At 57.3% G+C, this 24,256-nt stretch carries 23 protein-coding genes and 1 riboswitch; of the genes, 11 read left to right on the top strand and 12 right to left on the bottom strand.

Translation table 11 applies throughout. From position 1 onward, the window contains the following. Window positions 1-5 precede the first annotated feature (5 nt). The 3 genes from leuB to ACQE3D_RS02770 all read left to right on the top strand — a co-directional run bounded on the left by leuB (window position 6) and on the right by ACQE3D_RS02770 (window position 5,116). Window positions 6-1,088, top strand: a complete 1,083-nt coding sequence (gene leuB, locus ACQE3D_RS02780) for a 3-isopropylmalate dehydrogenase (RefSeq protein WP_313729175.1) — start codon at window positions 6-8, stop codon at window positions 1,086-1,088. 4 nt (window positions 1,089-1,092) lie between these two features. Further along, complete coding sequence (locus tag ACQE3D_RS02775) at window positions 1,093-2,115, top strand: aspartate-semialdehyde dehydrogenase (protein WP_313729176.1); 1,023 nt, start codon at window positions 1,093-1,095, stop codon at window positions 2,113-2,115. A 70-nt stretch (window positions 2,116-2,185) separates the two neighbouring features. Next, the gene (locus ACQE3D_RS02770) at window positions 2,186-5,116 is read left to right on the top strand and encodes a FimV/HubP family polar landmark protein (RefSeq protein WP_313729177.1); all 2,931 of its coding nucleotides are present in this window, start codon (window positions 2,186-2,188) and stop codon (window positions 5,114-5,116) included. A gap of 10 nt (window positions 5,117-5,126) precedes the next feature. On the opposite strand, the gene ACQE3D_RS02765 is transcribed toward ACQE3D_RS02770, so the two are convergent. The 3 genes from ACQE3D_RS02765 to groES all read right to left on the bottom strand — a co-directional run bounded on the left by ACQE3D_RS02765 (window position 5,127) and on the right by groES (window position 7,939). Further along, a complete protein-coding gene (locus tag ACQE3D_RS02765; RefSeq protein ID WP_313729178.1) occupies window positions 5,127-5,861 on the bottom strand; it encodes an Hpt domain-containing response regulator in 735 nt (244 codons plus the stop codon). Between the two features lie 93 nt (window positions 5,862-5,954). After that, window positions 5,955-7,595 (bottom strand): chaperonin GroEL, encoded by a 1,641-nt coding sequence (gene groL / locus ACQE3D_RS02760; protein ID WP_064023968.1) that lies wholly within the window; start codon window positions 7,593-7,595, stop codon window positions 5,955-5,957. Window positions 7,596-7,651: 56 nt separating this feature from the next. Further along, window positions 7,652-7,939, bottom strand: coding sequence for a co-chaperone GroES (groES, locus tag ACQE3D_RS02755; protein ID WP_064023967.1), 288 nt, complete (start codon window positions 7,937-7,939; stop codon window positions 7,652-7,654). 202 nt (window positions 7,940-8,141) lie between these two features. Here groES and ACQE3D_RS02750 point away from each other — a divergent pair, with 202 nt between their 5' ends. Beyond that, window positions 8,142-8,897 carry a HesA/MoeB/ThiF family protein gene (locus ACQE3D_RS02750; RefSeq protein ID WP_313729179.1) on the top strand — a complete coding sequence of 252 codons (756 nt, stop codon included), beginning with the start codon at window positions 8,142-8,144 and terminating at the stop codon, window positions 8,895-8,897. Window positions 8,898-8,943: 46 nt separating this feature from the next. On the opposite strand, the gene ACQE3D_RS02745 is transcribed toward ACQE3D_RS02750, so the two are convergent. Then, a complete protein-coding gene (locus tag ACQE3D_RS02745) occupies window positions 8,944-9,147 on the bottom strand; it encodes a hypothetical protein (RefSeq protein ID WP_064023965.1) in 204 nt (67 codons plus the stop codon). A gap of 120 nt (window positions 9,148-9,267) precedes the next feature. Here ACQE3D_RS02745 and ACQE3D_RS02740 point away from each other — a divergent pair, with 120 nt between their 5' ends. Continuing rightward, a complete protein-coding gene (locus ACQE3D_RS02740; protein WP_313729180.1) occupies window positions 9,268-11,991 on the top strand; it encodes a cation-transporting P-type ATPase in 2,724 nt (907 codons plus the stop codon). Here ACQE3D_RS02740 and ACQE3D_RS02735 read toward each other — a convergent pair. Both ACQE3D_RS02735 and ACQE3D_RS02730 read right to left on the bottom strand, forming a co-directional pair. Next, window positions 11,962-12,588: a TetR/AcrR family transcriptional regulator gene (locus tag ACQE3D_RS02735; RefSeq protein WP_168029885.1), complete on the bottom strand. Its 627-nt coding sequence runs from the start codon at window positions 12,586-12,588 to the stop codon at window positions 11,962-11,964. The genes ACQE3D_RS02740 and ACQE3D_RS02735 overlap by 30 nt on opposite strands. Window positions 12,589-12,929: 341 nt before the next feature. Continuing rightward, window positions 12,930-13,328: a hypothetical protein gene (locus ACQE3D_RS02730; protein ID WP_064023962.1), complete on the bottom strand. Its 399-nt coding sequence runs from the start codon at window positions 13,326-13,328 to the stop codon at window positions 12,930-12,932. A gap of 197 nt (window positions 13,329-13,525) precedes the next feature. Here ACQE3D_RS02730 and ACQE3D_RS02725 point away from each other — a divergent pair, with 197 nt between their 5' ends. From ACQE3D_RS02725 to ACQE3D_RS02715, 3 genes are all read left to right on the top strand, one after another. Then, a complete protein-coding gene (locus tag ACQE3D_RS02725) occupies window positions 13,526-14,140 on the top strand; it encodes a TetR/AcrR family transcriptional regulator (protein ID WP_168029883.1) in 615 nt (204 codons plus the stop codon). Beyond that, complete coding sequence (locus ACQE3D_RS02720; protein WP_168029881.1) at window positions 14,137-14,772, top strand: pyridoxamine 5'-phosphate oxidase family protein; 636 nt, start codon at window positions 14,137-14,139, stop codon at window positions 14,770-14,772. Before ACQE3D_RS02725 ends, ACQE3D_RS02720 begins: the two co-directional genes overlap by 4 nt. A gap of 140 nt (window positions 14,773-14,912) precedes the next feature. Then, the gene (locus ACQE3D_RS02715; protein WP_168029879.1) at window positions 14,913-15,380 is read left to right on the top strand and encodes a DUF1348 family protein; all 468 of its coding nucleotides are present in this window, start codon (window positions 14,913-14,915) and stop codon (window positions 15,378-15,380) included. 86 nt (window positions 15,381-15,466) lie between these two features. On the opposite strand, the gene ACQE3D_RS02710 is transcribed toward ACQE3D_RS02715, so the two are convergent. The 6 genes from ACQE3D_RS02710 to ACQE3D_RS02685 form a co-directional block, all read right to left on the bottom strand. After that, window positions 15,467-16,696 (bottom strand): pyrophosphate--fructose-6-phosphate 1-phosphotransferase, encoded by a 1,230-nt coding sequence (locus tag ACQE3D_RS02710; protein ID WP_064023958.1) that lies wholly within the window; start codon window positions 16,694-16,696, stop codon window positions 15,467-15,469. Window positions 16,697-16,829: 133 nt separating this feature from the next. After that, window positions 16,830-17,114, bottom strand: a complete 285-nt coding sequence (locus ACQE3D_RS02705) for a hypothetical protein (protein ID WP_168029876.1) — start codon at window positions 17,112-17,114, stop codon at window positions 16,830-16,832. Window positions 17,115-17,254: 140 nt separating this feature from the next. After that, window positions 17,255-18,031 (bottom strand): alpha/beta fold hydrolase, encoded by a 777-nt coding sequence (locus ACQE3D_RS02700; RefSeq protein ID WP_313729181.1) that lies wholly within the window; start codon window positions 18,029-18,031, stop codon window positions 17,255-17,257. A 7-nt stretch (window positions 18,032-18,038) separates the two neighbouring features. Then, window positions 18,039-18,761, bottom strand: coding sequence for a DUF445 domain-containing protein (locus tag ACQE3D_RS02695; RefSeq protein ID WP_313729182.1), 723 nt, complete (start codon window positions 18,759-18,761; stop codon window positions 18,039-18,041). A 126-nt stretch (window positions 18,762-18,887) separates the two neighbouring features. Next, window positions 18,888-19,592 (bottom strand): phosphate signaling complex protein PhoU, encoded by a 705-nt coding sequence (phoU, locus tag ACQE3D_RS02690; protein WP_064023955.1) that lies wholly within the window; start codon window positions 19,590-19,592, stop codon window positions 18,888-18,890. 448 nt (window positions 19,593-20,040) lie between these two features. After that, a complete protein-coding gene (locus tag ACQE3D_RS02685) occupies window positions 20,041-20,898 on the bottom strand; it encodes an SIR2 family protein (protein ID WP_313729183.1) in 858 nt (285 codons plus the stop codon). Between the two features lie 633 nt (window positions 20,899-21,531). Continuing rightward, window positions 21,532-21,606, top strand: a riboswitch (cyclic di-GMP riboswitch). A gap of 240 nt (window positions 21,607-21,846) precedes the next feature. On the opposite strand from ACQE3D_RS02685, the gene ACQE3D_RS02680 reads away from it, so the two are divergent. The 3 genes from ACQE3D_RS02680 to ACQE3D_RS02670 are packed head-to-tail and all read left to right on the top strand — an operon-like array spanning window position 21,847 to window position 24,239. Then, window positions 21,847-22,359 (top strand): Calx-beta domain-containing protein, encoded by a 513-nt coding sequence (locus ACQE3D_RS02680; RefSeq protein ID WP_313729184.1) that lies wholly within the window; start codon window positions 21,847-21,849, stop codon window positions 22,357-22,359. Continuing rightward, entirely contained in the window at window positions 22,350-23,750 is a 1,401-nt protein-coding gene (locus tag ACQE3D_RS02675) for a Calx-beta domain-containing protein (protein WP_313729185.1), read from the top strand. The genes ACQE3D_RS02680 and ACQE3D_RS02675 overlap by 10 nt, the downstream gene beginning before the upstream one ends. Before the next feature lie 12 nt (window positions 23,751-23,762). Further along, window positions 23,763-24,239, top strand: a complete 477-nt coding sequence (locus ACQE3D_RS02670) for a calcium-binding protein (protein ID WP_313729186.1) — start codon at window positions 23,763-23,765, stop codon at window positions 24,237-24,239. Window positions 24,240-24,256: the final 17 nt, after the last annotated feature.

Genomic DNA, 24,256 nt, shown 5'->3' with positions numbered 1-24,256 from the left:
GATAGATGACTAAAAAAATCGCAGTATTGCCCGGCGACGGCATAGGCCCGGAAATTGTTGCCGAAGCGGTGAAAGTGCTGAGCTTTCTGAACGCCGACATGGGTTTGGGCTTGAGTTTTGAAAATGCGCTAGTCGGTGGCGCCGCCTACGACGCCTTCGGCACGCCGCTGCCCCAGCAAACCCTGAACCTGTGCAAAAATGCCGATGCGGTGCTGCTCGGAGCGGTCGGCGGGCCGAAATGGGAGCCGTTGGCTCACGCGGTGCGCCCGGAGCGCGGCCTGCTCGGCATTCGTTCGGAACTGAATCTGTTCTCGAATTTGCGGCCGGCGATTCTCTATCCGCAACTGGTCGATGCCTCGACGCTGAAGCCGGAAGTGGTGTCCGGCCTGGACATCATGATCGTCCGCGAGCTGACCGGCGGCATCTATTTCGGCCAGCCGCGCGGGGTGCATGTCGCCGAAAACGGCGAGAAAGTCGGCATCAATACCAAAATCTACAGCGAATCGGAAATCCGCCGTATTGCCCATTCGGCCTTCAAGATCGCCCAAAAACGTAACAAGAAGTTGTGTTCGGTGGATAAGGCCAACGTGTTGGAAGTCACCGAACTGTGGCGCGGAGTGATGACCGAAGTCGGTAAGGACTATCCGGACGTGGCGCTGAGCCACATGTACGTCGATAACGCGGCCATGCAATTGGTGCGCGCGCCCAAGCAGTTCGACGTGTTGGTCACCACCAATATGTTCGGCGACATTCTGTCCGATATCGCCGCGATGCTGACCGGCTCGATCGGCATGCTGCCGTCGGCCTCGTTGGACGCCAATGCCAAGGGCATGTACGAACCGATCCACGGCTCGGCGCCCGACATCGCGGGCCAGGGCATCGCCAATCCGCTGGCGACGATATTGTCGGTGGCGATGATGCTGCGCTACACCTTCAATCGCAACGATGCCGCGGAGCGCATCGAGCGAGCGGTCAATAGTGCGTTGGACAGCGGCGTCCGCACCGCCGACATCTACTCGGAAGGCATGACCAAGGTCAGTACCTCCGGCATGGGCGACGCCGTCCTCGGCGCGTTGAAAGGAGCTTAAGACCATGGCAAAAACCTATGATGTTGCCGTCGTCGGCGCCACCGGCGCGGTCGGCGAGACGATGATAGAAATCCTGGAACAGCGCAATTTTCCGGTCGGAAAAGTCTATGCGCTGGCCAGCGAACGCTCCGCCGGCAAGCGCATTCCGTTCAAGGGCGGCTCGCTGGTCGTCGAAGATCTGGCGACTTTCGATTTTTCCAAAGTCCAAATCGGCCTGTTCTCGCCGGGCGCCTCGATATCGGCGGAATACGCGCCGAAGGCGGCCGCCGCGGGCTGCGTGGTCATCGACAACACTTCGCAATTTCGCTACGACGACGACATTCCGTTGGTCGTGCCCGAGGTCAATCCGGAGAAAGTCGCCGATTACAAAAATCGCGGCATCATTGCCAATCCGAACTGTTCGACGATACAAATGCTGGTGGCCTTGAAACCGATCCACGACGCGGTCGGTATCAGCCGCATCAACGTCGCGACCTACCAGGCCGTGTCCGGTACCGGCAAGGAAGCGATCGAGGAGCTGGCAACGCAAACCGCTAACCTGCTCAACGCCAAGCCGATCGAACCCAAGGTTTACCCCAAGCAAATTGCCTTCAACGTGTTGCCGCAAATCGACGTGTTCATGGACAACGGCTACACCAAGGAAGAAATGAAAATGGTCTGGGAAACCCGCAAAATCATGGGGGACGACAGTATTCTGGTCAACCCGACGGCGGTGCGGGTACCGGTGTTCTTCGGCCATTCCGAAGCCGTGCACATCGAGACCAAGCAAAAGATCAGCGCGGAGCAAGTACGCGAACTGCTGAGCAAGGCTCCTGGCGTGACCCTGTTGGACGAACGGGCGAACGGCGGCTATCCGACTGCGGTAACCGAGTCGGCCGGCAACGACGATGTGTTCGTCGGGCGCATCCGCGAGGACATTTCCCACCCGACGGGAATCGACCTGTGGGTGGTCGGCGACAATGTCCGGAAAGGTGCCGCGCTTAACAGTGTGCAGATCGCCGAGGTTCTGGTAAAAAGTTACATCTAGGCTAACCTTAGCCCATGTCCAACCTGCGATTCCGCCAGTACCGAGGTATATACCAGTGAAGGAAAGCAATGTGCGCCATTTTACTAAGACTTTAGCGGTTGTTTCCCTGCTGGCCCCCGTCAGCGGTCAATCGCTGGGCATTGGCGACATACAATTGCACTCTTCGCTGAACCAAAACCTGAATGCGCAAATCCGCCTAAGCGTCGCCGACGGCGAGAACCCTAGCGACGTCTCGGTCAGATTGGCGCCGCCGGAAAAGTTCGATCAGGCCGGCGTACCTTGGAATTACTTCCTGTCCAAGCTTCGTTTAGAACCGGTGGTACAGGCCGACGGCGGCATCCTGGTCAAAGTCACAACCCGAGAAGTCGTCACCGAACCTTTTCTGGATTTCCTGCTTGAAGTCACTTGGCCGCAAGGCAGTATGACGCGAGAGTTCACACTGCTGATCGATCCGCCCACCAGCTATAATCAAGCGGTCCTTCCGGCAGTCGATGCGACGCCCTTCAGCGCCGAACCGCTGGAACCCGTGCAACGACCAATACGTAGCGCGCCGCGAAAGGCGATCCGCAATGCCGCCCCCCCCGAACCGACTCAACCCATCTCGACCGACGGCGAGTTCGGCCCGGTGCAACGTTCCGACACCTTGTGGAGCATCGCGACGCAACTCAGTGAAGAACGCGGCGTATCGGCGCAACAGATGCTCAATGCTTTGTACAAAGCGAACCCCGGCGCTTTCAACGGCAATATCAATTCGCTGAAGGAAGGCGCGGTTCTGAAAATTCCGGCGGCCGACGGCATGGCGCAAGCCCAAGCGAAACCGCCGCGCGCCGAAACCGCGAAATCCAGCGCCCGCAAGCCGGCCGAAGCCACGACCGCCAAACCGCTGGAACTGGTGGCACCTGCCGAGTCGAAAATTCCGGAACACGCGGTAGTCGCCAACCAAGCCAAGACCGCCGAAAAAACCGCGCAAACGGGTATTGGCGGCACTTCGGATCAGACCGGCGACGGCAAGGCGCTGGAACTGCAGGCCCGAATTGAAAAGCTGGAACAACAACTAGGCATGATGCAACAGTTGTTGGCATTAAAGGATCAACAACTCGCCACCTTGCAAAACAACAAACCGGCCCAGACGCCAGCGGATTCCGCCGTGCCGCCGCCCCAACCGCAACCCGCGCCTAGCCAACAAGCGTCCGCGACTCCGACTCAGCCGCCGGTCGCCGCTCCCGAGCCTCCTCCCGCGCCCGCCGTGACCACGCCAGCGCCGGTAGCCGAGGTCGCGCAGCCGGCGCCGGCCCAAGCAGAGCCCGCCAAACCGCGAAAACGGCCGCCACCGCCCGTTGTAGTACCGCCGCCCGTCGAGGAACCGAGTTTCTTCGACTCCGATTTATATTACTGGGGCGTCGGCGGCCTGGGCACCGGCATGCTGGGTCTGCTCGGCTGGCTGCTATGGCGTAAGCGGAAAATCGACGAACGTACCAACACCGAAAGCATGTTCGCATCGGCCAGCCAAATCCGGATGCCGGACACCGAAAGCAGCCTGTCGGTGCCGGTCATGGACATCAGCAGCACCGACGATTACGACGTCGGTACCGTTGGCGAAAGCTCGTTTATCAGCGACTTCACGCCTAGCGATTTCGACGCATTCGATACCGATCAAAACGAAATCGACCCGATTTCGGAAGCCGATGTCTATCTCGCTTACGGCCGCTACCAACAAGCCGAAGAATTGATGCGCACCGCGATCAGCGAACAACCGCACCGCGATGAATGTAAACTGAAGCTGCTGGAAATTTTTTACGCCAGCGAGAACAGAAGCGGATTCGTGCAATTTGTCGAAGAGCTCGCCGCGGCCGGCAAAACCGCCGACAAGACCTTTTGGAACAAGGTCAGCGACATGGCGATGGAAATCGCTCCCGATCTGCCGCTATTCGGTGGAAGCGGCGTCGCGGCGCCCGCTCCGGTCGAAACCGTCAAACCGGCACCGGTCGCCGTGCAAAGCGCCGAGACCGAGTTTTCGCTGGACGACGACTTCGCCGAATTGGATTTGGATCTCAACGCCAGTTTAAGCGACGGCCTGGATTTCGACTTAAACGATCTGACCTCCGCATCATCCTCGACTAACGATGACCTGGAAAGTCTGGATTTCGAAATCGGCACGGTCCAATCGGCCGCCCGCAAGTCCGACGCCATCGTTTCGACGCCTGATTCTCTAGACTTCGATCTGGCCGCCTTTGCCGCGGACAGCAAAGCCGTTACCGAAGCGGTCACGCCGACAACGGCTCGCGCGGAACCTGAAATCGAGAGCTTTGAGTTCTCTTTGACCGCTCCGGAAACGCCGACCGAGCTACCCCAGGACGAACCGGCTAGCGCTAAGCAGCTCGCGACCGATACCGACGATCTGGAAAGTTTCGACTTCAACTTCGATGTCGAGCAAGCGCCCCTCCCTAAACAGTCCCACAGAACACCGGAACCCACGCCGGCCGGCACGGAGCTGGAACTAGAGTCGTTCGACCTTTCGGGCCTGGAAATTCCCGCGGACAAAGCCGCCGATCCGAAACAGACGGCAAGTTCCACGGTGCCGGACAGCTTCGATTTCGACTTTGAACTGGATTTTTCCGAACCCGCCAAACCGAAACCCAAGGACACGTCGCCAACCATTGAAACCCTAGAACTGGATAGTTTCGATTTTTCCGGTTTTGAGGATAACGCTAAAACTACCAGCACCAGCGAATCGCCCGGTTTGACGACCAGCGACGATGAGTTCGATTTCAATTTCGACTTCGACGCGCCGATCGTACCGACCAGCGCGGACGGCACACCCGACTTAGGCGTTGCCGACCTGACCGATATGGACGAATTCGAGACCAAGATCGATCTGGCCAAAGCCTACATCGACATGGGCGATACCGAAACCGCGAAATCCATCGCCAACGATGTCCTCGAAAAGGGTTCCAAGCAACAGCAAGCCGCCGCTCAAGCCCTACTGGACGAACTGAAATAAGGGTCTTGGTTTAGTCGGCAATCAAGCCTTGCATAACGGCGGCTTTGTTCGCCGTTAGCCATGTCATTCTGACTTGAAATGCTCGAAAACTCGCCGGAACCAACCGTGAATCACGTTTGATAGCCGTTTCCAACGCCTCCACTAGCGCCCGGCAATCGGCGAACTCGAAAAAGCAAAACGTGCCGTGCAAATTATGCACGATCTTCCAGGCCTCTTCGTCGCGCCCCTGCTGCAGCGCGTCATCTATGCCGGCAACTTGGCCGGGCAATTCCGCGAAAAACTGTTCCAACAAATTAAACGTCAGGCGGCGGTTGTCGCCGGTTTTACGCAACAGACAAGCGCCGTATTCACCGGGCCTCTCGGGCTCCAACCATCGGTCCAGGACTTGCCGCAAGTGCTCCAGCCGGATAGGTTTTACCAAATAATCGTCAAATCCGGCCGCCATCGCGGCCTGACGTTGGTCCTCGCCGGCATGAGCGGTCACCGCTACGGCCGGAACACCGCTCCAGCTCACTTCGCTAGTACGCAATTTGTCGATCAACGCCAGACCGTCGAGTCCCGGCATATTCACATCCAGGAATACGATGCGGAATTCGGTCTGTCGCAACGTGTGCCAAGCTTGCAAACCGTCGCTGGCTTCGTGGATATTGCCCGTCCAATTTTCCAGTTGTTCGCGCAACAACCAGCGATTGAGGTCGTTGTCGTCGGCAATCAACACCGAGAAGTTTTGCACCACCACTGCCACCTTTTTTCTTCGCGCCGATCTTTCCGCCGGCAATAAAAAACCCCGGCTTCCTGCGAAGACCGGGGTTGATTTAGCGTGAGCTAAACGGCACGATTACATCATGCCGCCCATGCCGCCCATGCCGCCCATGTCAGGCATTGCCGGAGCTTTGTTGTCGGCCGGCGCGTCGGCGATCATTACTTCGGTGGTAATCATCAGACCAGCCACGGATGCGGCGTTTTGCAACGCGGAGCGGGTGACTTTCGCGGGGTCCAAAATACCCATCGCGATCATGTCGCCGTATTCGCCGGTTGCCGCGTTGTAACCGAAGTTACCGCTGCCTTTTTTGACTTCGTTCAGTACCACGGACGCTTCATCGCCGGCGTTGGTGACGATTTGGCGCAAAGGTTCTTCCATCGCGCGGCGCAGGATGCTAATACCTACGTCTTGATCGTGGTTGATACCTTTCAGGCCGTCCAACGCGGACAAGGCGCGGATCAACGCGGTACCGCCACCGGCCACGACGCCCTCTTCAACCGCGGCGCGGGTTGAATGCAACGCATCCTCCACGCGGGCTTTCTTCTCTTTCATTTCCACTTCGGTCGCGGCGCCGACTTTAATGACCGCTACGCCGCCAGCCAGTTTGGCCAGACGTTCTTGCAGTTTTTCACGATCATAATCGGAAGTCGCTTCGTCGGCTTGCGCGCGAATTTGCGCGACGCGGCCTTTGATTTGGCTTTCGTCACCGGCACCATCGATGATAGTGGTGTTTTCTTTATTGATTTGGACGCGTTTCGCGGTACCCAATTGGCTGATGTCGGCTTTTTCCAGAGACAAACCGACTTCTTCCGAAATCACGACGCCACCGGTCAGAACCGCGATGTCTTCCAGCATGGCTTTACGACGGTCGCCAAAGCCAGGGGCTTTCACTGCCGCGACTTTCACGATACCGCGCATGTTGTTGACCACCAACGTCGCCAAGGCTTCGCCTTCGACGTCTTCGGCGATGATCAGCAAGGAACGGCCTGATTTGGCCACGCCTTCCAGAATCGGCAACATTTCGCGGATGTTGGAGATTTTTTTGTCGTACAACAACACGAAAGGATCGTCCAGTTCGACGCTCATGCTTTCTTGCTTGTTGATGAAGTACGGTGACAAATAACCGCGATCGAATTGCATGCCTTCGACGACATCCAGTTCGTTGTTCAAACCGGTACCTTCCTCGACGGTAATAACGCCTTCCTTACCGACTTTTTCCATCGCTTCGGCGATGATCGCGCCGACGGACTCGTCGGAGTTGGCCGAGATGGTGCCGACTTGTGCAATCGCTTTGCTGTCGCTGCAAGGGATGGCCGCTTTCTCGATTGAAGCAACGGCGGCGGTTACCGCGCTGTCGATACCGCGTTTCAGATCCATCGGATTCATGCCGGCGGCAACCGATTTCAGGCCTTCGTTAACGATGGCTTGCGCCAGTACGGTGGCGGTGGTGGTACCGTCGCCGGCGACGTCGGAGGTTTTGGACGCCACTTCTTTGACCATTTGCGCGCCCATGTTTTCGAATTTGTCTTTCAATTCGATTTCTTTCGCGACTGATACGCCGTCCTTGGTGATGGTCGGGGCACCGAAGCTTTTGTCAAGAACCGCGTTACGGCCTTTAGGACCCAGGGTGACTTTTACCGCGTTGGCCAAAATATTAACGCCCGCAACCATCAATGCACGGGCATCGCCACCAAATTTTACGTCTTTTGCTGCCATTTCTTAATTCCTAAAAATGAGTTTGAAATCAATGTGGTGTGTTAGGCAATCCGGGATTAACCCAGGATACCCATGATGTCTTCTTCGCGCATGACGATGTATTGCTCGCCGTCGACTTTCACTTCGGTACCGGAATATTTACCGAACAGCACCTTATCGCCAACTTTAACCGCCATTGGGCGCACTTGACCGTTATCGAGCGGTTTGCCGGCACCTACCGCCAACACCTCACCCTCGCTCGGTTTTTCGGCCGCGGAACCGGGCAACACGATGCCGCCGGCGGTTTTGGTTTCTTCTTCCACGCGTTTAACGACTACACGGTCATGTAACGGACGAATGTTCATCAAGGTCTCCTCAATATGGATAAAGTTAAAGTTACAAGTTAAGAAACGTTTTAAAACTCAGCCCCGGCGATCCGAAGGACCGGCTTTTAAACCGCATCCGAGTTATTAGCACTCTCTATCGACGAGTGCTAATAATATCCCGCTTTTGCACTCTGTCAAGCTCTTTGGCATCATCTGGTCCTTGCCGACAGCCTTACAAGATATGAACGACGAACAATTACTCCGCTACAGCCGTCAGATCATGCTGCCGCAGGTCGACATCGCCGGCCAACAAAAACTACTGTCCGCCTCGGTGCTGATCGTCGGTGCGGGCGGGCTTGGCTCGCCGGCCGCGATGTATCTGGCCGCCGCCGGCGTCGGCAAACTGGTGGTTTACGACGACGACCAAGTGGACTTGAGCAATTTACAGCGCCAGATCGCTCACGACACCGCCGATATAGGGTTGGATAAAGTGATTTCAACCCGAGCGACCTTGAAAAAGATCAATCCGGGGGTCTCGGTAGAGGCCCACAAGGCAAAACTGGCGGGAGACACTCTGACGCGCGAAGTTGCCGAAGCCGACTTGGTACTGGATTGCAGCGATAACTTTCCGACCCGTTTCGCGATCAACCGCGCCTGCGTAACGGCCTGCAAACCGCTGGTGTCCGGCGCGGCCATCCGTTTCGAAGGTCAAATCAGCGTATTTACACCGGGCCGGGACGACAGTCCGTGTTATAACTGTTTGTACCAAAACGACGGCGAGGAATTGCAAAACTGCGCCAGAAACGGCGTGATAGCGCCAATCACCGGCATCGTTGGCAGCATGCAGGCGCTGGAAGCGATAAAGCTGCTAGTCGGCTGCGGCAAGCCGTTGACGGGCCGATTACTACTATTGGACGGTTTAACGATGGAATGGCATGGCATGCGCCTAAAACGCAACCCGGCTTGCCCAACCTGCGGCAGCGTTTCACACCGATAGTCGCAAAAAAGCCGGGTTGCCCCGGCTTTTTCGATGCGCCTAACACTTATTTGCCGATTTTATGCCTGACCATTTCAATGATTCTGGCAACGTTGTTCAACAACGCCGACTCGCTATCGCCATGCGGCTCGATGTCGCCGAAAGGCTCGCCGTTTTTCATCGTATACATGTAAATAAAGTACCCTAGCGGCGCGAATGCGAACACGGCAATGATCAACATCAGCACCATCAGCTCGATGACTCCACCCATAACTACCTCCGATTGTTTTGTTTTTATTTTTCTAAAATAAGGCCTTAGGCCTCGATTCGGACTATAACCCTATAATTACCGGGGAACAAGCGCAAATTTTCGCCAGCCTCAAGGAAGCCGATGCCCATTAGAAAACGACCCGCCAAAGCCGGTTCACCCTCCGCCGAAAAAACCGTTTGGCACGCCGTCGCCGAAGATCGACTGCTCCGCGAATTGCGCGTCAACATCGGTCAGGGCCTGGCGGCCGAGGAAGTCGAAAAACGCCTAGCCGATTACGGGGCTAACCGATTAACGCCGCGTCGCGGCAAGGGACCGGTCCAGCTATTTTTGTCGCAATTTCACCAACCGTTAGTCTACATCCTATTGCTGTCCGGAGCGGTTACCGCATTCCTGGAAGAATGGGTGGACAGCAGCGTCATCTTCGGTGTGGTAGTGGTCAACGCACTGATCGGCTTTGTTCAGGAATACAACGCGATCCGAGCCATCGACGCCCTGGCGCGCGCGTTAAGCGTTGGCGCCACGGTGTTGCGCGACGGCCAGCGCCGCGCCGTCGCCGCGCCGGAATTAGTACCCGGCGACATCGTCGTGTTGCAGTCCGGCGACAAGGTGCCGGCCGACCTGCGCCTACTACGCATCCGCGATCTGCAAATCGACGAATCGGCCCTGACCGGCGAATCGGTGCCGATCGAAAAACGCCAGATGACGCTGGCCGACGAAACCGCGCTAGCCGACCGCGCTAACATGGCGTATTCGTCAACGCTGGTCACGTTCGGCAGTGGCGTCGGCGTCGTCGTCGAAACCGGCGACCGTACCGAAATTGGCCGAATCAACCGGATGATCGCCAGCGCCACCGAGCTGGATACGCCGCTGACCCAAAAAATGAGTGAATTCAGCCAATGGCTGTTGTGGGTCATCGTCGGCTGCGCGGTGCTGACCTTTGCGGTCGGCGTCTGGCGCGGCGAATCGATGCTGCAGATGTTCATGGCCTCGGTCGCGCTGGCGGTCGGCGCGATACCGGAAGGCTTGCCGGCCGCGATTACGATCACGTTGGCGATCGGCGTATCGCGGATGGCCAAGCGCAACGCCATCGTCCGCAAATTGCCGGCTGTCGAAACCTTGGGCAGCACCACCGTCATCTGTTCCGACAAAACCGGCACGCTGACCCAAAACCAGATGACGGTACAAGCGATATACGCCGGCGGCGATTATTTCCAAGTCGGCGGCTCCGGCTACACGCCGGACGGCGAGTTTCGCCACAACGGCCAAGCGATAGACTACCTAAGCTATCCGACACTAATGGAATGCCTGAAGGCCGGCTTATTGTGCAACGACGCCCGTCTGATCGCCGAATCCAACCACTGGCGCATCGAAGGCGACCCCACCGAAGGCGCGCTGCTGGTGGCCGCACGCAAGGCCGGTCTGCGCCATGCCGCCGTCAGCACCGCCCATCCCCGCCTGGACGCGATCCCGTTCGAATCGCAACACCAATTCATGGCAACGCTGAACCATGACCCGACGACCGACAGCCGGCGGATCTATGTAAAAGGCGCCTTGGAAAGCGTGCTGGCCCGCTGCGACAGCGCATTGGACCCCCATATGCAGCCGGTCGCGCTCAACAAGGAGCGCCTGATTCGCCAACTGGAAGAGATGGCCGAACAGGGCCTGAGGGTATTGGCCTTCGCCCGCCGCGACCATCAAGACGACGCGCTTGCCCACGCCGAAGTCGCCGGCGGCCTCACGCTGATCGGCCTGCAAGCAATGATGGACCCGCCCCGGCCGGAAGCGGTAGCCTCGATTGCCGCCTGCTACCGGGCCGGCATCGCCGTCAAAATGATTACCGGCGACCATCCGGTCACCGCGCTGGCCATCGCCAAGCAACTCGGCATGCGCCAGGCCGAGCGGGTGATCAGTGGCGTTGAGTTGCAACGGCTCGCGCCGGCCGATTACCCTGCAACGCTAGCGACCTGCTCGGTTTATGCCCGCATCGCCCCCGAGCAAAAGCTGGCACTGGTAGAAGCGCTACAATCGGCCGGCCATGTCGTGGCGATGACCGGCGACGGCGTCAACGACGCCCCCGCGCTACGCCAAGCCAATATTGGCGTGGCGATGGGCATGGGCGGCACCGAAGTCGCCAAGGAAGCCGCGGCGATGATTTTGACGGACGACCACTTCGCGACCATCGAAGCCGCGATCGAGGAAGGCCGCGGCGTGTTCGACAATCTGATCAAATTCATCGCCTGGACCCTACCGACCAATCTCGGCGAAGGCTTGGTGATAACGGCCGCAGTGTTTGCCAACGTTGCCCTGCCGATCACGCCGGTGCAAATTTTGTGGATCAACATGACCACCGCCGTGTTGCTGGGCTTGATGCTGGCCTTCGAACCCAAGGAACCCGGCCTGATGCGGCGCAAGCCGCGCAGCCCCGACCAACCGATACTCACCAAGCACTTGGCATTCCGAATTTGCCTGGTCGGGGTGCTGTTGCTGGCCGGCGCGTTCGGTTTGTTCGAGTGGGAATTGAGTCACGGCGAAACGCTCGCCAAGGCCCGCACGGTCGCGGTCAACGTCTTTGTATTCGGCGAATTGTTTTATTTGTTCAATTGCCGCTCGTTGCGCTACTCGATGTTCAAGGTCGGGGTGTTTTCCAACCCCTGGGTGATATTTGGCGTATTAAGCATGATAGGACTGCAACTGCTATTCACTTATTGGCCGACCATGCAAGCCTTGTTCGGCAGCGCGCCGATCGGCAGCGAGGAATGGTTGTTAATCGTCGCGGTCGGCTGGGTTATTTATGCAATGGTGGGGCTCGAAAAATTAATCTGGCGCCGCTTCAACCCAGGCTAAGCTGGCGGCCGACAAGGCCGCCAGCAAGGTTTCCAAGCCGCGTAGCGCGGCTCGCCGCGCGGCCTCGTCATCTGGGCGATTAGGCTCGGCCTGCGCCCGGATGATGGCGCCGTCCACCGCAATCGCCGCCGCCTCGGCCAGACGCCCGCGCATCGGGCCGTCCGGCAGCAAGCGGGCTATGACCCGCTCCATATCCTGTTTATGGTCTCGACAGATCGCCACCACTTCCGGCATCGCCCCGCCTAACTCGGCGACGCTATTGATAAACGCACAACCGCGAAACAACGGGTTGTCGAACCACTCCGCCAGCGCCAAGCTTACCGGCGCCAGGCCGCCTCCGTCCCGACCGCCATGGCGGGCCAGCGCGTCCTCGAACCACGCCATCCAACGCTGGTGGCGGTAATTCAAGAACGCCAGAATCAAATCGTTCTTGCTAGGGAATTGCCGGTAAAACGTCACCTTGGTCACGCCGGATTCGGCGATGACTTTGTCGATGCCGGTGGCGCGGATGCCGTCACGGTAAAACAGATCGTGCGCGGTCAGCAAAATACGCTCGCGCGGCGGTTTATCGGCTATCGATGGACTCTTGTCATTCATGTTGGCGATTGTAGCGCGGATTGTCGAGCCGGCGCTCCCACCGAACCCAATCACGGCGCCAGTCCGGCCGGATCAAAAGAACGCGTTGAGCCGGAACCCGACGGCAACTGCGATGGGTTCCGTAACGAATCGTTTCTCCGCCACGCGATACCGGCGTTCAACCAGCCGGCGCAGGCAAGCAAACTCTTATGTTCGCCCGCTTTCGCGTAGGGTTCGCGATGCACTATTCGAAGATTCAGGTTAACTTCGACGGACCTTCCGCCGAGACAGCCGATGGATTGTTAACGACGACCTACCAGCCTTCTTGGTCGGTTTCTTTCCAGACGGTTTCTTCCCAAAATCTATAGCGCGGCCAAGGCGGCTTGGGCCAGCACACAGGCTATCCACAAAAAACCGATCGTCGAAACGACGAACGAAGCTGCGGTATAAACGCGCCAATGCGCCTTCCGCCAAAAATCGGTATCGAAGGCGGCGATGGTAAATACGGTCGGATTGGCGAAGCCGCCGATAGCGACGCACCAGCAAGCCACTATCGGCAGATCGATGCCGATGCCGTAAAAGCCCAAATTGAACAAGGCCATCAAGGCGTAATCCACATGCGCCCGAATCATGGTTTTGTAATCCACCAGAAACTTGCCGTCGACGCCTTCGATCGGAAACCAGCGAGCAAACGTCATCAACCACGCCGACAATATCAACGCCAAGATGCAGGCAGCCGCACCCAACAGTAATACACTCATCACAACCTCTTTGTCTGATTTGAAAAAATACCCTGTTCTGATTCAAGACCTATCCCGGACGCGAATCTCGAAAACTTACTTACCGGTAAGTTAATTTATTGTATATTGAACGGTAAGCAAGCTGTCAAACGAGAAATTGGCCTTATCGTATCCGCCGCCCTTGACCGCTTGGCAAATTGGACCGACATAACATCCGTATGGCAAAAAACCTACAACAACGCTTGCTCGACGCGGCCACCGAGCTGTTTTACAGCCAAGGTATCAAGGCCACCGGCATCGACGCCATCGTCAAATTGGCCGGCACCAACAAAATGACGCTGTACAACTATTTCTCGTCGAAAGACGAGTTGGTGCTGGCTTTTCTACGCAAGCGCGATGAAGACTTTACGCACTGGTTCGTCGAGCAACTCAACAACAAAGCCGAGCATCCCAAGGACAAGATATTGGCGATTTTCGATGTGATCGAGGATTGGATGTCGGTTCCGAGTTTTCGCGGCTGCGCCTTTATCAATGCCGCGGCCGAATTTCCGGTAGAAGGCAATCCGGTCCACCAGCTTTCCGCCGAGTTTTACGACAAATTCTCGGCCTTCATCAGCAGCCTCGCCGCGGCATGCGGCATCGTTGGCCACGATAGTCTGGCAACGCAAATCACGTTACTGGTCGAAGGCGCCATCGTCTCGGAACAAATGAAACGCCATGCCGGCGCATCGCGGCAGGCCAAGCGAGTGGCTGAAATTTTGATCGCCACCTACCAACAGGCGTCCGCCATACCAGCGGCAGCCAACCACAATCAAACCAGGACTAACGAATGACCGACTTTTATCACGAGGGGAGCCGGCGCTTCCAAGATCGTTTCGAAACCCGCGCGTTGGCCGACCGCTTGCGGGAAGCGATTGTGGACACGCAAATCGGCCCGGAAGACCGGGAGTTTATCGAAGCGCAAAACATGTTTTTCCTGGCAACCGTCGACGAAGCCGGCCGACCCAACTGTTCTTACAAGGGCGGCGCCACCGGCTTCGTCAGGGTCTTGGACGAAACGACCATTGCCTTCCCGCTATACGACGGCAGCGGCATGTATCTGTCCGCCGGCAATGTGTCTATCATTCCGCATGTCAGCTTGCTGTTTGTCGATTTTCAACGTCAAGCGCGTTTGCGGTTCAACGGCGACGCTTACATCGAAGTCGACGATGTTCTGCGCGGCGAATGGCCGGAAGCGGAACTGGTAGTACGGGTAAGCCTTAGAGAAATGTTCCCAAATTGCCCGCGCTACATTCATAAAATGGCGCTGATCGAAGAATCGACTTTCGTGCCCAAAGCCGAACGAAAAACTCCGGCGCCGGCCTGGAAACGCTTGGCCGCGGTGGCCGACGTATTGCCGCCGCGCGATGCGCATTTGGCGGGAGACGAGACGGATTTGGCGGCGGTCTTAAATCGAACAGAATAAAGAGCTCGCGGGAAAGCCGTTCAAGATCACTTAACTCTGGAATACCGAGCCTCATGTAGACAAATCAGTCTACATCCTGATACGATCAACCTGTAGACAAAACTGTCTACCCTGGCAATTTTCCTTATCCGGAGCACATCATGGAAACCAAACCGCCTTTACCCCCCTTTACCGCCGAGTCCGCCGCGCAAAAAGTGCGGATGGCCGAAGACGCCTGGAACAGCCGCGATCCGGACCGGGTCGTGCAGGTTTATACCGAGGACAGCCGCTGGCGCAACCGCGCCGAGTTTCCGGTCGGTCGGCAACAGATCAAGGAGTTTTTACAGCGCAAGTGGGCCCGGGAACTGGATTACCGGCTGATCAAGGAGTTGTGGACGTTTACCGACCACCGCATCGCGGTAAGGTTTGCCTACGAGTGGCACGACGACACCGGCCGCTGGTTCCGCAGTTACGGCAATGAGAATTGGGAGTTCAACGAATACGGATTGATGCAACGCCGCTTCGCCAGCATCAACGATTTAACGATCGCCGACGGCGAGCGCTTGTTTCATTGGCCGCTGGGCCGGCGCCCGGACGACCATGCCGGTTTAACCGAATTGGGATTGTGAAACCGACCGGTCTCGGCAAATGGCGGCGGCGCCAATAAAAAGGGGCGGATCAATCCGCCCCTAAAAGACCAAAAACCGAACGCGGCTTAATGGCTGACGTCGACCTTGCCGCCTTTAGGTTGACCGATTTCGCCCAGCATGGTGTTGAACCAGTCGGTGTCGATGTTGAACGGCTTGCCGCCTTTGATGCGCGGGAACTCGATCGCCCGCAACACATTGCCCTGGTCTTCGTCGTGGCCGATCACGCCGGATTCGCGGCGGAACGCGCATTCGACCGCCAAGTCGGCGCAGGACTTGATCAAGCGCATGTCGTCGATATTGGATGCGGCGGCACGGGCGAAGTAACCGGATTTTTGCACCAGGGTTTTTTCGGCACCGACCATTTGCGAGAATTGCTCGCCGAACCATTTGCCGGGGTTGACCGCATCCAGCTTGATGTGGCCGAACGCGTCGCGCGGCACTTCCTGACCTTTAGCTTGCATTTCGGCGACGATGGACTCGACGCCGGCACCTTCGGATACGAAGATGTTGACGCAATCGACCTTGTCCATGACTTCGCGCAGGCGAGCGGCTTCGGCTTCCAGATCGATCGCCATTTCCGGAACGAATACTGCGTGGACTTCGTAGGACGCGCGGCTCAAGCCCAACTCCGGCAACCACTCGGCTTTATCCAGCAATTTGCGGTATTCCTGGGCGGTCGCGGCGGTCAGCCAGCCGCAGTTGCGGCCCATCACTTCATGGACGATCAGCATGCGCGGGTTGGCATTGTTCTCGGCCACCACATTCATGAAATAACGCGCGCCCTGCTCGGCGGCGGTCCAGGCACCCAGCGATTGCTTGATCGGAAACACGTCGTTGTCGACGGTTTTCGGCAAACCGATCACGGTCAGACCGTAGTTGTTCTTTGCCAAAAACGCCGCCAGATCGGCCGCCGCGGTATTGGTATCGTCGCCGCCGATGGTGTGCAGAATATCGACGCCGTCCTTGATCAATTGGTCGGCCGCGACTTTTTGCGGATCTTCGCCTTCCTTAACCAAACCGCGTTTGACGCAATCCTTGACGTTGGTCAGCTTGACCCGGCTGTTGCCGATCACCGAGCCGCCGAAACGTTGTAGCAAACCGGCTTTTTGGCGCACTTCGGCGGTCACCGGATACGAATCGCCCAACAACAGGCCTTTGTAACCGCCCCGGTAGCAAATGATTTCGATGCTGGGATCGATTTCGGTGTAACGTTCGATCAGGCTGCCGATGGCGGAGTTCAGGCATGGCGCCAAACCGCCGGCCGTAAGGATTGCGACTTTTTTGGGTTTGTTCATGAGCGTGTTGATGGTTATCGGTTGAGAAAGTGATGGTACTCGATGCGGAATCCGCATTCGCGGCGTTTGGATGTGCTTAGGCCCGCGCGCCGCTAGGCCGGCGATTTTAGCACAGGCCCCGACCGAAGCTGAATCAGGAAGTGATGCGGGGGTCGTTAACTTGCCGGCCGTTTTGGGCGACGAAGACCAGGGATTGCAGATCGGCTTGAGAAGCGTCGGTCAGCAGGGCCGAATAAGTGACCGGTTCGGCATCGGTGGTGGTCAGACTGATCTTGGTGTACTGCCCGCAGTCGCTGAGCGATAACGACAGATAATCGCTCAGCGGCGCGTTCCGGCCGGTCGCCAACAACTCGGCCAATGTCAATGCCGACTTGCCGATCCGCCGAAACCGGCGCCTACGGAAGAAAAGATCTGTCATTTTGGGCTGCCCCGCGCGTTTCAAACTGAGAATTCCGCCGCTTGTCGATTCGACCCGATGGTCGGAACAAGTGGGAAAGCAAGCTTAATGTTCTAGCGAATTCCGGCAAGTGTACCAAGGTTCAAAACCGGCCCGAGCAGCTAATCCGGCCCGGCAAGCCAGTCGTCCACCAGACCGCAGAAGGCATGCGGCGCCTCGACATACAGCCAATGCCCGGTGTCGGGAATTTCGGAGACGCTGGCGAGCGGAAACAATCGACCAATCGCCGCGCGATCGAGGTAGCGGGACTTGCCGCCGCCGATAAACAGCGCCGGCCGGGAATACGCCCGGCCCGCCGCGTCCGGGAAGCCGACGATGTGATGGGCGTTATCCCGAATAATGTCCAAATCGATGCGCCACTGGTAACGGCCATCTTTCAGCAACAGGTTTTGCAGCAGAAATTGCCGATAGGCCTGATCGGGAATGCCGTCCGCCAAAGCCTCCTCGGCCTGCTTGCGGTTAACGATGCTCTCCACCGGCACGGCCCGCAACGCGTCGATCAGCGCATCGAAACTGTGCCGGTAGCCAACTGGCGCGATATCGGCGACGATCAAGCGATCGATCCGCTGCGGTTGGTTCAACGCCAGCCACATCGCCACCTTACCGCCCATGCTGTGCCCCAGCAAATGCACGCGATCCAATCCCAAATTGTCGATAAACGCCGCTAAATCGGCCGCCATGCTCGGATAGTCTAGCAGCGTCGCATGCGGCGACGCGCCGTGGTTGCGCATGTCCAATACATAAACATGGTAACGCCGCGCCAGTTGTTTGGCGACGGTCCGCCAATTGCGCGAGGACGCCATGAAACCATGAATCAACAAAAGCGGCGTATCGCCTGGTTCGCCGTAACTCTCGTAGGCCAGTTCGAGCGTCGTCATGCGCGTCTCAGGCAAAACCGAACACGGCGCCGAGCACCCCGCCGAATACACCGCCCCAAACCACCAACCAACCCAAATGCCGCTTGATGATGCCTTGCACCATGTCCTTGACCATTTTCGGCGTCAATTCCGCCAAGCGATTGTCGATGACGGCTTCGATCTTGCCGGTCAAATCCTCGCCGATGCGGTGCGCGTTCAAGCCTTGCCGTAGCGCTTGCTTGAAGCGGTCAGACTCGGCCATTTCCTCCAAGGTCAGCCGCATCTTATCGGTAAACGGTTGCTTCAACGGTTGCAGGGCGTCCTCGCCGCCCATCATCAACAGCATCCCGCCGAATGACGAATTCATAATGGACGCCACTAAACCTTCGTAGACCTTGTCGTAATCGACCGCATTCAGCAACGGCTCCAGGTTCAACACCCGGCCGCCTTGGGCTTCCTCGCGCTCGATGAATTGTTCGATATTCGCGACGGTAAAAAACTGTTCCATCATCAAGGCCTTGATCGACGCCTTGAACTCCTGAAAGCGCGCCGGAATGATGCCGGAGCCATACAAAAGCGGCACTTTCTCGAACAACATATGAATCGCCAGCCAGTTGGTAATCGCCCCGGAAAACGCGAAAAAACCGATAGCCTTCAAGGTTTCGGGATAGTAGGGACTGACGTAGCCGGCGGCGATCACCAACAACGAAATAAGGTTGGTTAGAAAGCTCTGGTTCAATAGTCTTTTCATGCCGATTAGCCACAACGAAGTCAGTGATAGCCGGCTATTTTAACCGCAATTGCAGCCAGGAGCGACGAAGAGCGGACCGAATGCCCCACGCCGTGTAGGATTTGAACGCCAAATGGCGTGAAGAGATTAACCGCGAGCGTGGCGTACGTCGATACCGTCCAGCATGAAAATCAAGTACTGGGCAATATTACGGCTATGCTCGCCGCAGCGTTCTAGCGCTTTCATCATTTGCATCACATCCAGCGCGCGGCGCGTCATCCTGACGTCCTTCAGCACCAGGGCCAACTGGTGGCGTATACCTTCCTGCAACTCGATTTCGTAATCCCTGTCGTGACGCAACAAGGCGTAGGCCGGTTCGGTGTCGCTCTGCTCCAACGCCTGAATCAACTTGCTCAACATCAGCCTGATCAAATCGCCGATCTTGATAATGTCGGCCAGTAGCTTGGGATTCGGGTCGCTGGTATCCGGATCGTATAGCACCGTGATCAATCGGGTGAAGTCCGCAAGCTCCTCGCCGATTTTCGCCAGCTCGACAACGATTTTCGAACTGGAAATTGCCGTGCGCAGATCGTTAGCCACCGGGCAGCGTCTGGCGATCAGCGCCAAGACCTCGTTGTCGATTCGAGTTTCGCAATGTTTGACCTTGCTGGCACGCGCCAGTACCTTCTCCGCCAAATCCATATCGCCGGCGTCCAGTGCCCGCATCGCCTGTTCCAACTGCCGCATCAGCAGTTCGGTCATCGTCAGCAACAAGCTGTGTAACTGCTGCAATTCATCGTCGAATGCCCGCACAGTGTGCGCGCCAGTCGCGCTCTCGCTCAAAGTCGTCATCGTTCGCCACTCGTAAAACGGCCCAAAGCCGGAAATGCCTGACTGTAAGCCCAACAAGTTACAGGAATGTGACAGGACCGCTATCCGGAACGACAATCCCCGTAAGCCGAGGCGGACAGCCAAACCAATAACATCGTAAAAGGTTAATGAGGCAGCCGGTTTGTGCCGGCGCGGATGGAACGACGCGACATTGCCCGTGTTTAGCGCGAGCGGTCCTTCCGTCCGCCAGACCGAGCCAATAACTCATCGCGCCGACGATTCGACCAGAGCCCGATCGACAAGACAAACTACGTTACGCTTGCGGTGTTAGAAACTTGGATTTTGGCCAAACGACGGGAGTTATCGGGGTTTGCCGCTGGCGAACCACTATTGCCACGGTTCGTTCGGCCAGAAAGCGCAAACCCAATCCGCGCCTGACGACCGAACCGGGTTTGCTTACGGCCAAGGATTACGCCGCGGCGACCGCGCTGCCTTGCACGGCCTGCAAGAACTCTTGCACATCGGCGTCGATCAATTCAAAGCCCAGACGTTCGCTAAAGCGTATTTCCTTGGGGGTCGGATTCTTGCGCATAAACCAACCTTTCGGCTCGGCGGCGGAATAGACGATGTCGCTCATCACCATGCGCTCGGAGTCGCGGTTCAGCGGCAAGCCGATCAGCAGATATTTCTTGCCTTTGCGGTAATCCTTCAAGAAATCCGGAATCGCGAAGCCGCCCATTAGCTCCGTGATGTAATCGACATAGTCGGCATCGGAAACGACATAGTTAGCTTCGGGGCGTGGCGTGCCCATCGGCTTAAACAGTACCGGCAACTTCTTGTCGACTTGTTCTTGCGGGATTTCGAAATAGCTGGAGCCGTCGTAATGGTAAATTCTAAACCGGAACGCGGTAGCGGTAATCCGAGCGACACCGACGACCAAGGTATGCTCTTCGTCGGAATAGCTATCCTGCAACTGGGTGTCTCGGTTGATATCGATGACGTATTTGGGCCGCCATTCGGCCAGCCAATCGTGCAGCGCCGCCCGAGTGTATTGGGCATCGCCGTAAGTTTTGTCCAGAAACTGGGTCAGAAACGAGCGGCCGCGCTTCAGTTCCTGGTTCATCGCGGCGCGCGGAAATTCGTACATCAATTTCGGCGCCATCGGTTTGCCACCGTTCATCGCCAGAATCAAGCTATCGCTATCGGCCGGCATGGGCTCGCGAGTCAGTTTGTTCTGGGCGTCGAACACCACGCCAGGTCCCAGATAAGGTATGACTTGATTGTCGTACAAGCCGCTCAAGATTTCGGAAAAAACACTGTTCGACATATTGCGCCCCATGTAAAAGAAGGTGAAGGATACCGGGGTAAAGCAAATTTCAATCCAATTTTACCGGCGCCTCGCCAGCCCATGTACGGCAAGGCATCCGGAATTCGGCTGCCGGCAGCCGGCTGGCAACAACCGTATAAAATTCAGTGGTTTTGTCGGCTCTGCTACAAACGCGGTTCTGCTATCAAACCCAAGCTAATTGCTGGAAGTTCGGAACGCAACCCTCGGAAACGCAAAGCCGAGGCGTTGAGGAGAACCGCAGTGGAACACATTCCTGGATAGATAGCTTGAATTGGACCCAGAAACCGAAAGACGCAACGGCGTATCGTGTTAGACACCTTAGCATGGCTTCTAACACCTTTTAATTGCCATGGGTCAACGGCATTTTGAGAGACTGGGATTAGCCTTAGTGCCGATATAAAATCCGAATGCCCATGGACAACAACGCGCCAGTGCCAAACACAAGCAAAAAGGGCTTATCGGCAAACTACTTGAAGAATCGGCTCCAGAAAAACCAGGAAACCGCTAGCAGTCAAGTTAATGAAATCATTGCCATCGCAAGAAAAAACAGCTCGAAAATCTAGCGCCGACTCGTGGTTGACAAAAGCGCGTCGCTGTCCTTAACATCACCCCATTCAGATTAGCTAAACCTATTGGAAAATAGGGGCGGAAAGTCGCGGATCCAGATCGGACAGCCGGACTGCCTGAGGGCAAGTTAACAAGATACCAGTTGCGGGCGCTTTCCGAGTCTAGGCCATATATTGCCTCATCTCATCTATCCCCACTCATTACCCGGTTAACCAACACGACTCGCCGATTTTATCGGTGGCGAGAACGGTTTTTTGCGCGCACTTTTCCTTGAGCCAGCGTCAATCGCCATTTCGTCGCCAAATCGTCGGGTTAATTTCGCGTGAAAATTAAAAATAACAATCTTCTAGGAGAAGCGCCGTGGCGATTAGTATGATTTCGGTTGATGATCTGTTTGTAGACGAAACCAATGGCAATGCGGTATTTACCGTGAGACTCGATGTCGCAAACGCGACAACGGTTACGGTGAATTACTCAACGTCAAACGGTACCGCGACCAGCGGGAGTGATTTTACCGGCGTAAACGGGACACTGAGCTTTTTGGCCGGCGAGTTGACTAAAACGGTTAGCGTGCCGATCATCAACGACACGGCGCTGGAATCGCTGCAAAACTTCTTCCTACGGCTGACCGCGCCCAGCGCCAACGCCACCGTCGCCGACGAATGGGGCATGGCCAGCATCGTCGATAACGACGCCGCCTCCGGCACGCCGGTGGTCGGCATCAACGACTTCATCGTCGATGAGGCCACCAAGGAGGCGGTGTTCGTGATTACCCTGGACCGGCCATCCACCAGCGTGGTGACCATGAACTACGCCACTCAAAACGGCAGCGCCAGCGCCGGCTCCGACCCGGCAGGGAAGCCGTGTTCGTGATTACCCTGGACCGGCCGTCCACCAGCGTGGTGACCATGAACTACGCCACCCAAAACGGCAGCGCCAGCGCCGGCTCCGACTACGTGGCCGCCAGCGGCAGCCTGGTGTTCGCACCCGGCGAAACCGCCAAGACCGTCAAGGTCACCCTGATCAACGACACGGCGGCGGAAAGCTCGGAAGCCTTCAATCTGGTGCTGTCCAGCCTAAGCAACGCCACCACCCTGGACGGCACCGGCACCGCGATCATCTTCGAAAACGACGCGGCGGCGGTGACCAACTCGAATATTTACGTGGACGATCTGGTGGTGGACGAATCGCAAGCCTACGCCGACTTCATTGTCCGGCTGGACAAACCCAACACCGGCACGGTGAAAGTGAATTACACCACCGTCGGCGGCACGGCCGGCAGCGGTAGCGATTTCGATAGCCAGTCCGGCTTTTTGACCTTCGCGGCCGGTGAAACCGAAAAGACAGTGCGGGTCAAACTGACCAACGACGTCAGCCCCGAATCCCTGCAAAACTTCTTCCAGGACCTGTACTCGCCCAGCGCCAACGCCACCATCGCCGACGAACGCGCGATCGCCGACATCATCGACAACGACGCCGCCTCCGGCACGCCCATTGCTCGTATTACCGACGCGGTAGTCGACGAAAGCGCGCAAACCGTCAGCGTGACCGTGATTTTAGATAAACCGTCCACCGGCAACGTGACGCTGAATGTCGGCTCGCAAAACGTGATAGCGACGGACGGCGGCGATTTCCGGAGCTTCCCGTTCGGGAAAGTGGCATTCTTGCCAGGCGAAGTTGCCAAAACAGTCGTGTTCGGCATTTTGAACGACACGGCGGCGGAAGGCTTCGAGTCCTTCGATGTCGTGTTGTCCAGCCCGATCGGCGCCACCATTGGCGATGCCATTTCGCATGTCGTGATCGCCAACAGCGATGCCGCTCCGGCGGCGTTGCCATCAATCACAATCGCCGAAGCGGTGGCGTTGGAAACCAAGGGTACGGTCGACTTTCTGGTCTCCTTATCGGCGCCCAGCGCGTCCCAGGTTAAAGTGAATTATTCGACCGCCAGCAGCACGGCCACCAGTGGCGGCGATTTTTCAAACGCCAGTGGCACGTTGGTGTTCGCGCCCGGCGAAATCACCAAATCGGTGCGAATCACGTTAGCCGACGACATCGTCGCGGAAACCACGCTCGAAAACTTTACGCTAACTCTCAACGGCGCGGTCAATGCCACGATTGCCACGCCTTTAGCGACCGCTACCATTATCGATAACGAGAGCCCCGCGCCGGTCGCGCCAGTTGTAATCAACGGTACCAGCGGGCATGACGTCTCGAAAGGGACGGAATTCGCCGATTCGCTGAGCGGCAATAACGGCGACGATTGATTCGACGGCGGCTTGGGTAACGACAGTTACGCCGGCGGCGCCGGTAACGACACCTATATCATCGAACAAAGCGGCGACAGTTATAGCGAATCCGGCGGTAACGGCACCGACACCGTCATCAGTTATTTGTCGTCGCATACCTTGGGCGCGAACGTGGAAATTTTAAGGCTAGCCGGCAATGCCGTGACCGGCATCGGCAACGCGCTAAACAATACGATTACCGGCAATGCCGGTGCCAATACTATCCTGGGCGACGTCGGCGACGACATCATGGACGGCGGAGCCGGCGCCGGCATCGATACGCTGAGCAATTTCGAGAATCTGACCGGTAGCAATCTTAACGACACGCTGACAGGCAACGCCGGAAATAACGTGATAATCGGCGGCTTGGGCAACGACGTGATGGACGGCGGTGCCGGCACCGATACCGCGTCTTACGGCGGATCGTCCGCAGGGGTGACCGTCAATCTGGGTCTGACAACCGCTTAGAACACGATAGGCGCCGG

It is taken from the genome of Methylomonas sp. MS20, assembly GCF_050275925.1.
GTDB lineage: Bacteria > Pseudomonadota > Gammaproteobacteria > Methylococcales > Methylomonadaceae > Methylomonas > Methylomonas koyamae_A.
The sequence above is the reverse complement of the archived record's forward strand: the minus strand, read 5'-3'. Positions and strand labels throughout refer to the sequence as shown.

Excerpts from the sequence above, each read along its gene's own strand:
- leuB (WP_313729175.1), top strand. The coding sequence starts at position 6 with ATGACTAAAAAAATCGCAGTATTGCCCGGCGACGGCATAGGCCCGGAA.
- ACQE3D_RS02775 (WP_313729176.1), top strand. The coding sequence starts at position 1,093 with ATGGCAAAAACCTATGATGTTGCCGTCGTCGGCGCCACCGGCGCGGTC.
- groL (WP_064023968.1), bottom strand. The coding sequence starts at position 7,595 with ATGGCAGCAAAAGACGTAAAATTTGGTGGCGATGCCCGTGCATTGATG.
- groES (WP_064023967.1), bottom strand. The coding sequence starts at position 7,939 with ATGAACATTCGTCCGTTACATGACCGTGTAGTCGTTAAACGCGTGGAA.
- ACQE3D_RS02750 (WP_313729179.1), top strand. The coding sequence starts at position 8,142 with ATGAACGACGAACAATTACTCCGCTACAGCCGTCAGATCATGCTGCCG.
- ACQE3D_RS02745 (WP_064023965.1), bottom strand. The coding sequence starts at position 9,147 with ATGGGTGGAGTCATCGAGCTGATGGTGCTGATGTTGATCATTGCCGTG.
- ACQE3D_RS02740 (WP_313729180.1), top strand. The coding sequence starts at position 9,268 with ATGCCCATTAGAAAACGACCCGCCAAAGCCGGTTCACCCTCCGCCGAA.
- ACQE3D_RS02735 (WP_168029885.1), bottom strand. The coding sequence starts at position 12,588 with ATGAATGACAAGAGTCCATCGATAGCCGATAAACCGCCGCGCGAGCGT.
- ACQE3D_RS02730 (WP_064023962.1), bottom strand. The coding sequence starts at position 13,328 with ATGAGTGTATTACTGTTGGGTGCGGCTGCCTGCATCTTGGCGTTGATA.
- ACQE3D_RS02725 (WP_168029883.1), top strand. The coding sequence starts at position 13,526 with ATGGCAAAAAACCTACAACAACGCTTGCTCGACGCGGCCACCGAGCTG.
- ACQE3D_RS02720 (WP_168029881.1), top strand. The coding sequence starts at position 14,137 with ATGACCGACTTTTATCACGAGGGGAGCCGGCGCTTCCAAGATCGTTTC.
- ACQE3D_RS02715 (WP_168029879.1), top strand. The coding sequence starts at position 14,913 with ATGGAAACCAAACCGCCTTTACCCCCCTTTACCGCCGAGTCCGCCGCG.
- ACQE3D_RS02710 (WP_064023958.1), bottom strand. The coding sequence starts at position 16,696 with ATGAACAAACCCAAAAAAGTCGCAATCCTTACGGCCGGCGGTTTGGCG.
- ACQE3D_RS02705 (WP_168029876.1), bottom strand. The coding sequence starts at position 17,114 with ATGACAGATCTTTTCTTCCGTAGGCGCCGGTTTCGGCGGATCGGCAAG.
- ACQE3D_RS02700 (WP_313729181.1), bottom strand. The coding sequence starts at position 18,031 with ATGACGACGCTCGAACTGGCCTACGAGAGTTACGGCGAACCAGGCGAT.
- ACQE3D_RS02695 (WP_313729182.1), bottom strand. The coding sequence starts at position 18,761 with ATGAAAAGACTATTGAACCAGAGCTTTCTAACCAACCTTATTTCGTTG.
- phoU (WP_064023955.1), bottom strand. The coding sequence starts at position 19,592 with ATGACGACTTTGAGCGAGAGCGCGACTGGCGCGCACACTGTGCGGGCA.
- ACQE3D_RS02685 (WP_313729183.1), bottom strand. The coding sequence starts at position 20,898 with ATGTCGAACAGTGTTTTTTCCGAAATCTTGAGCGGCTTGTACGACAAT.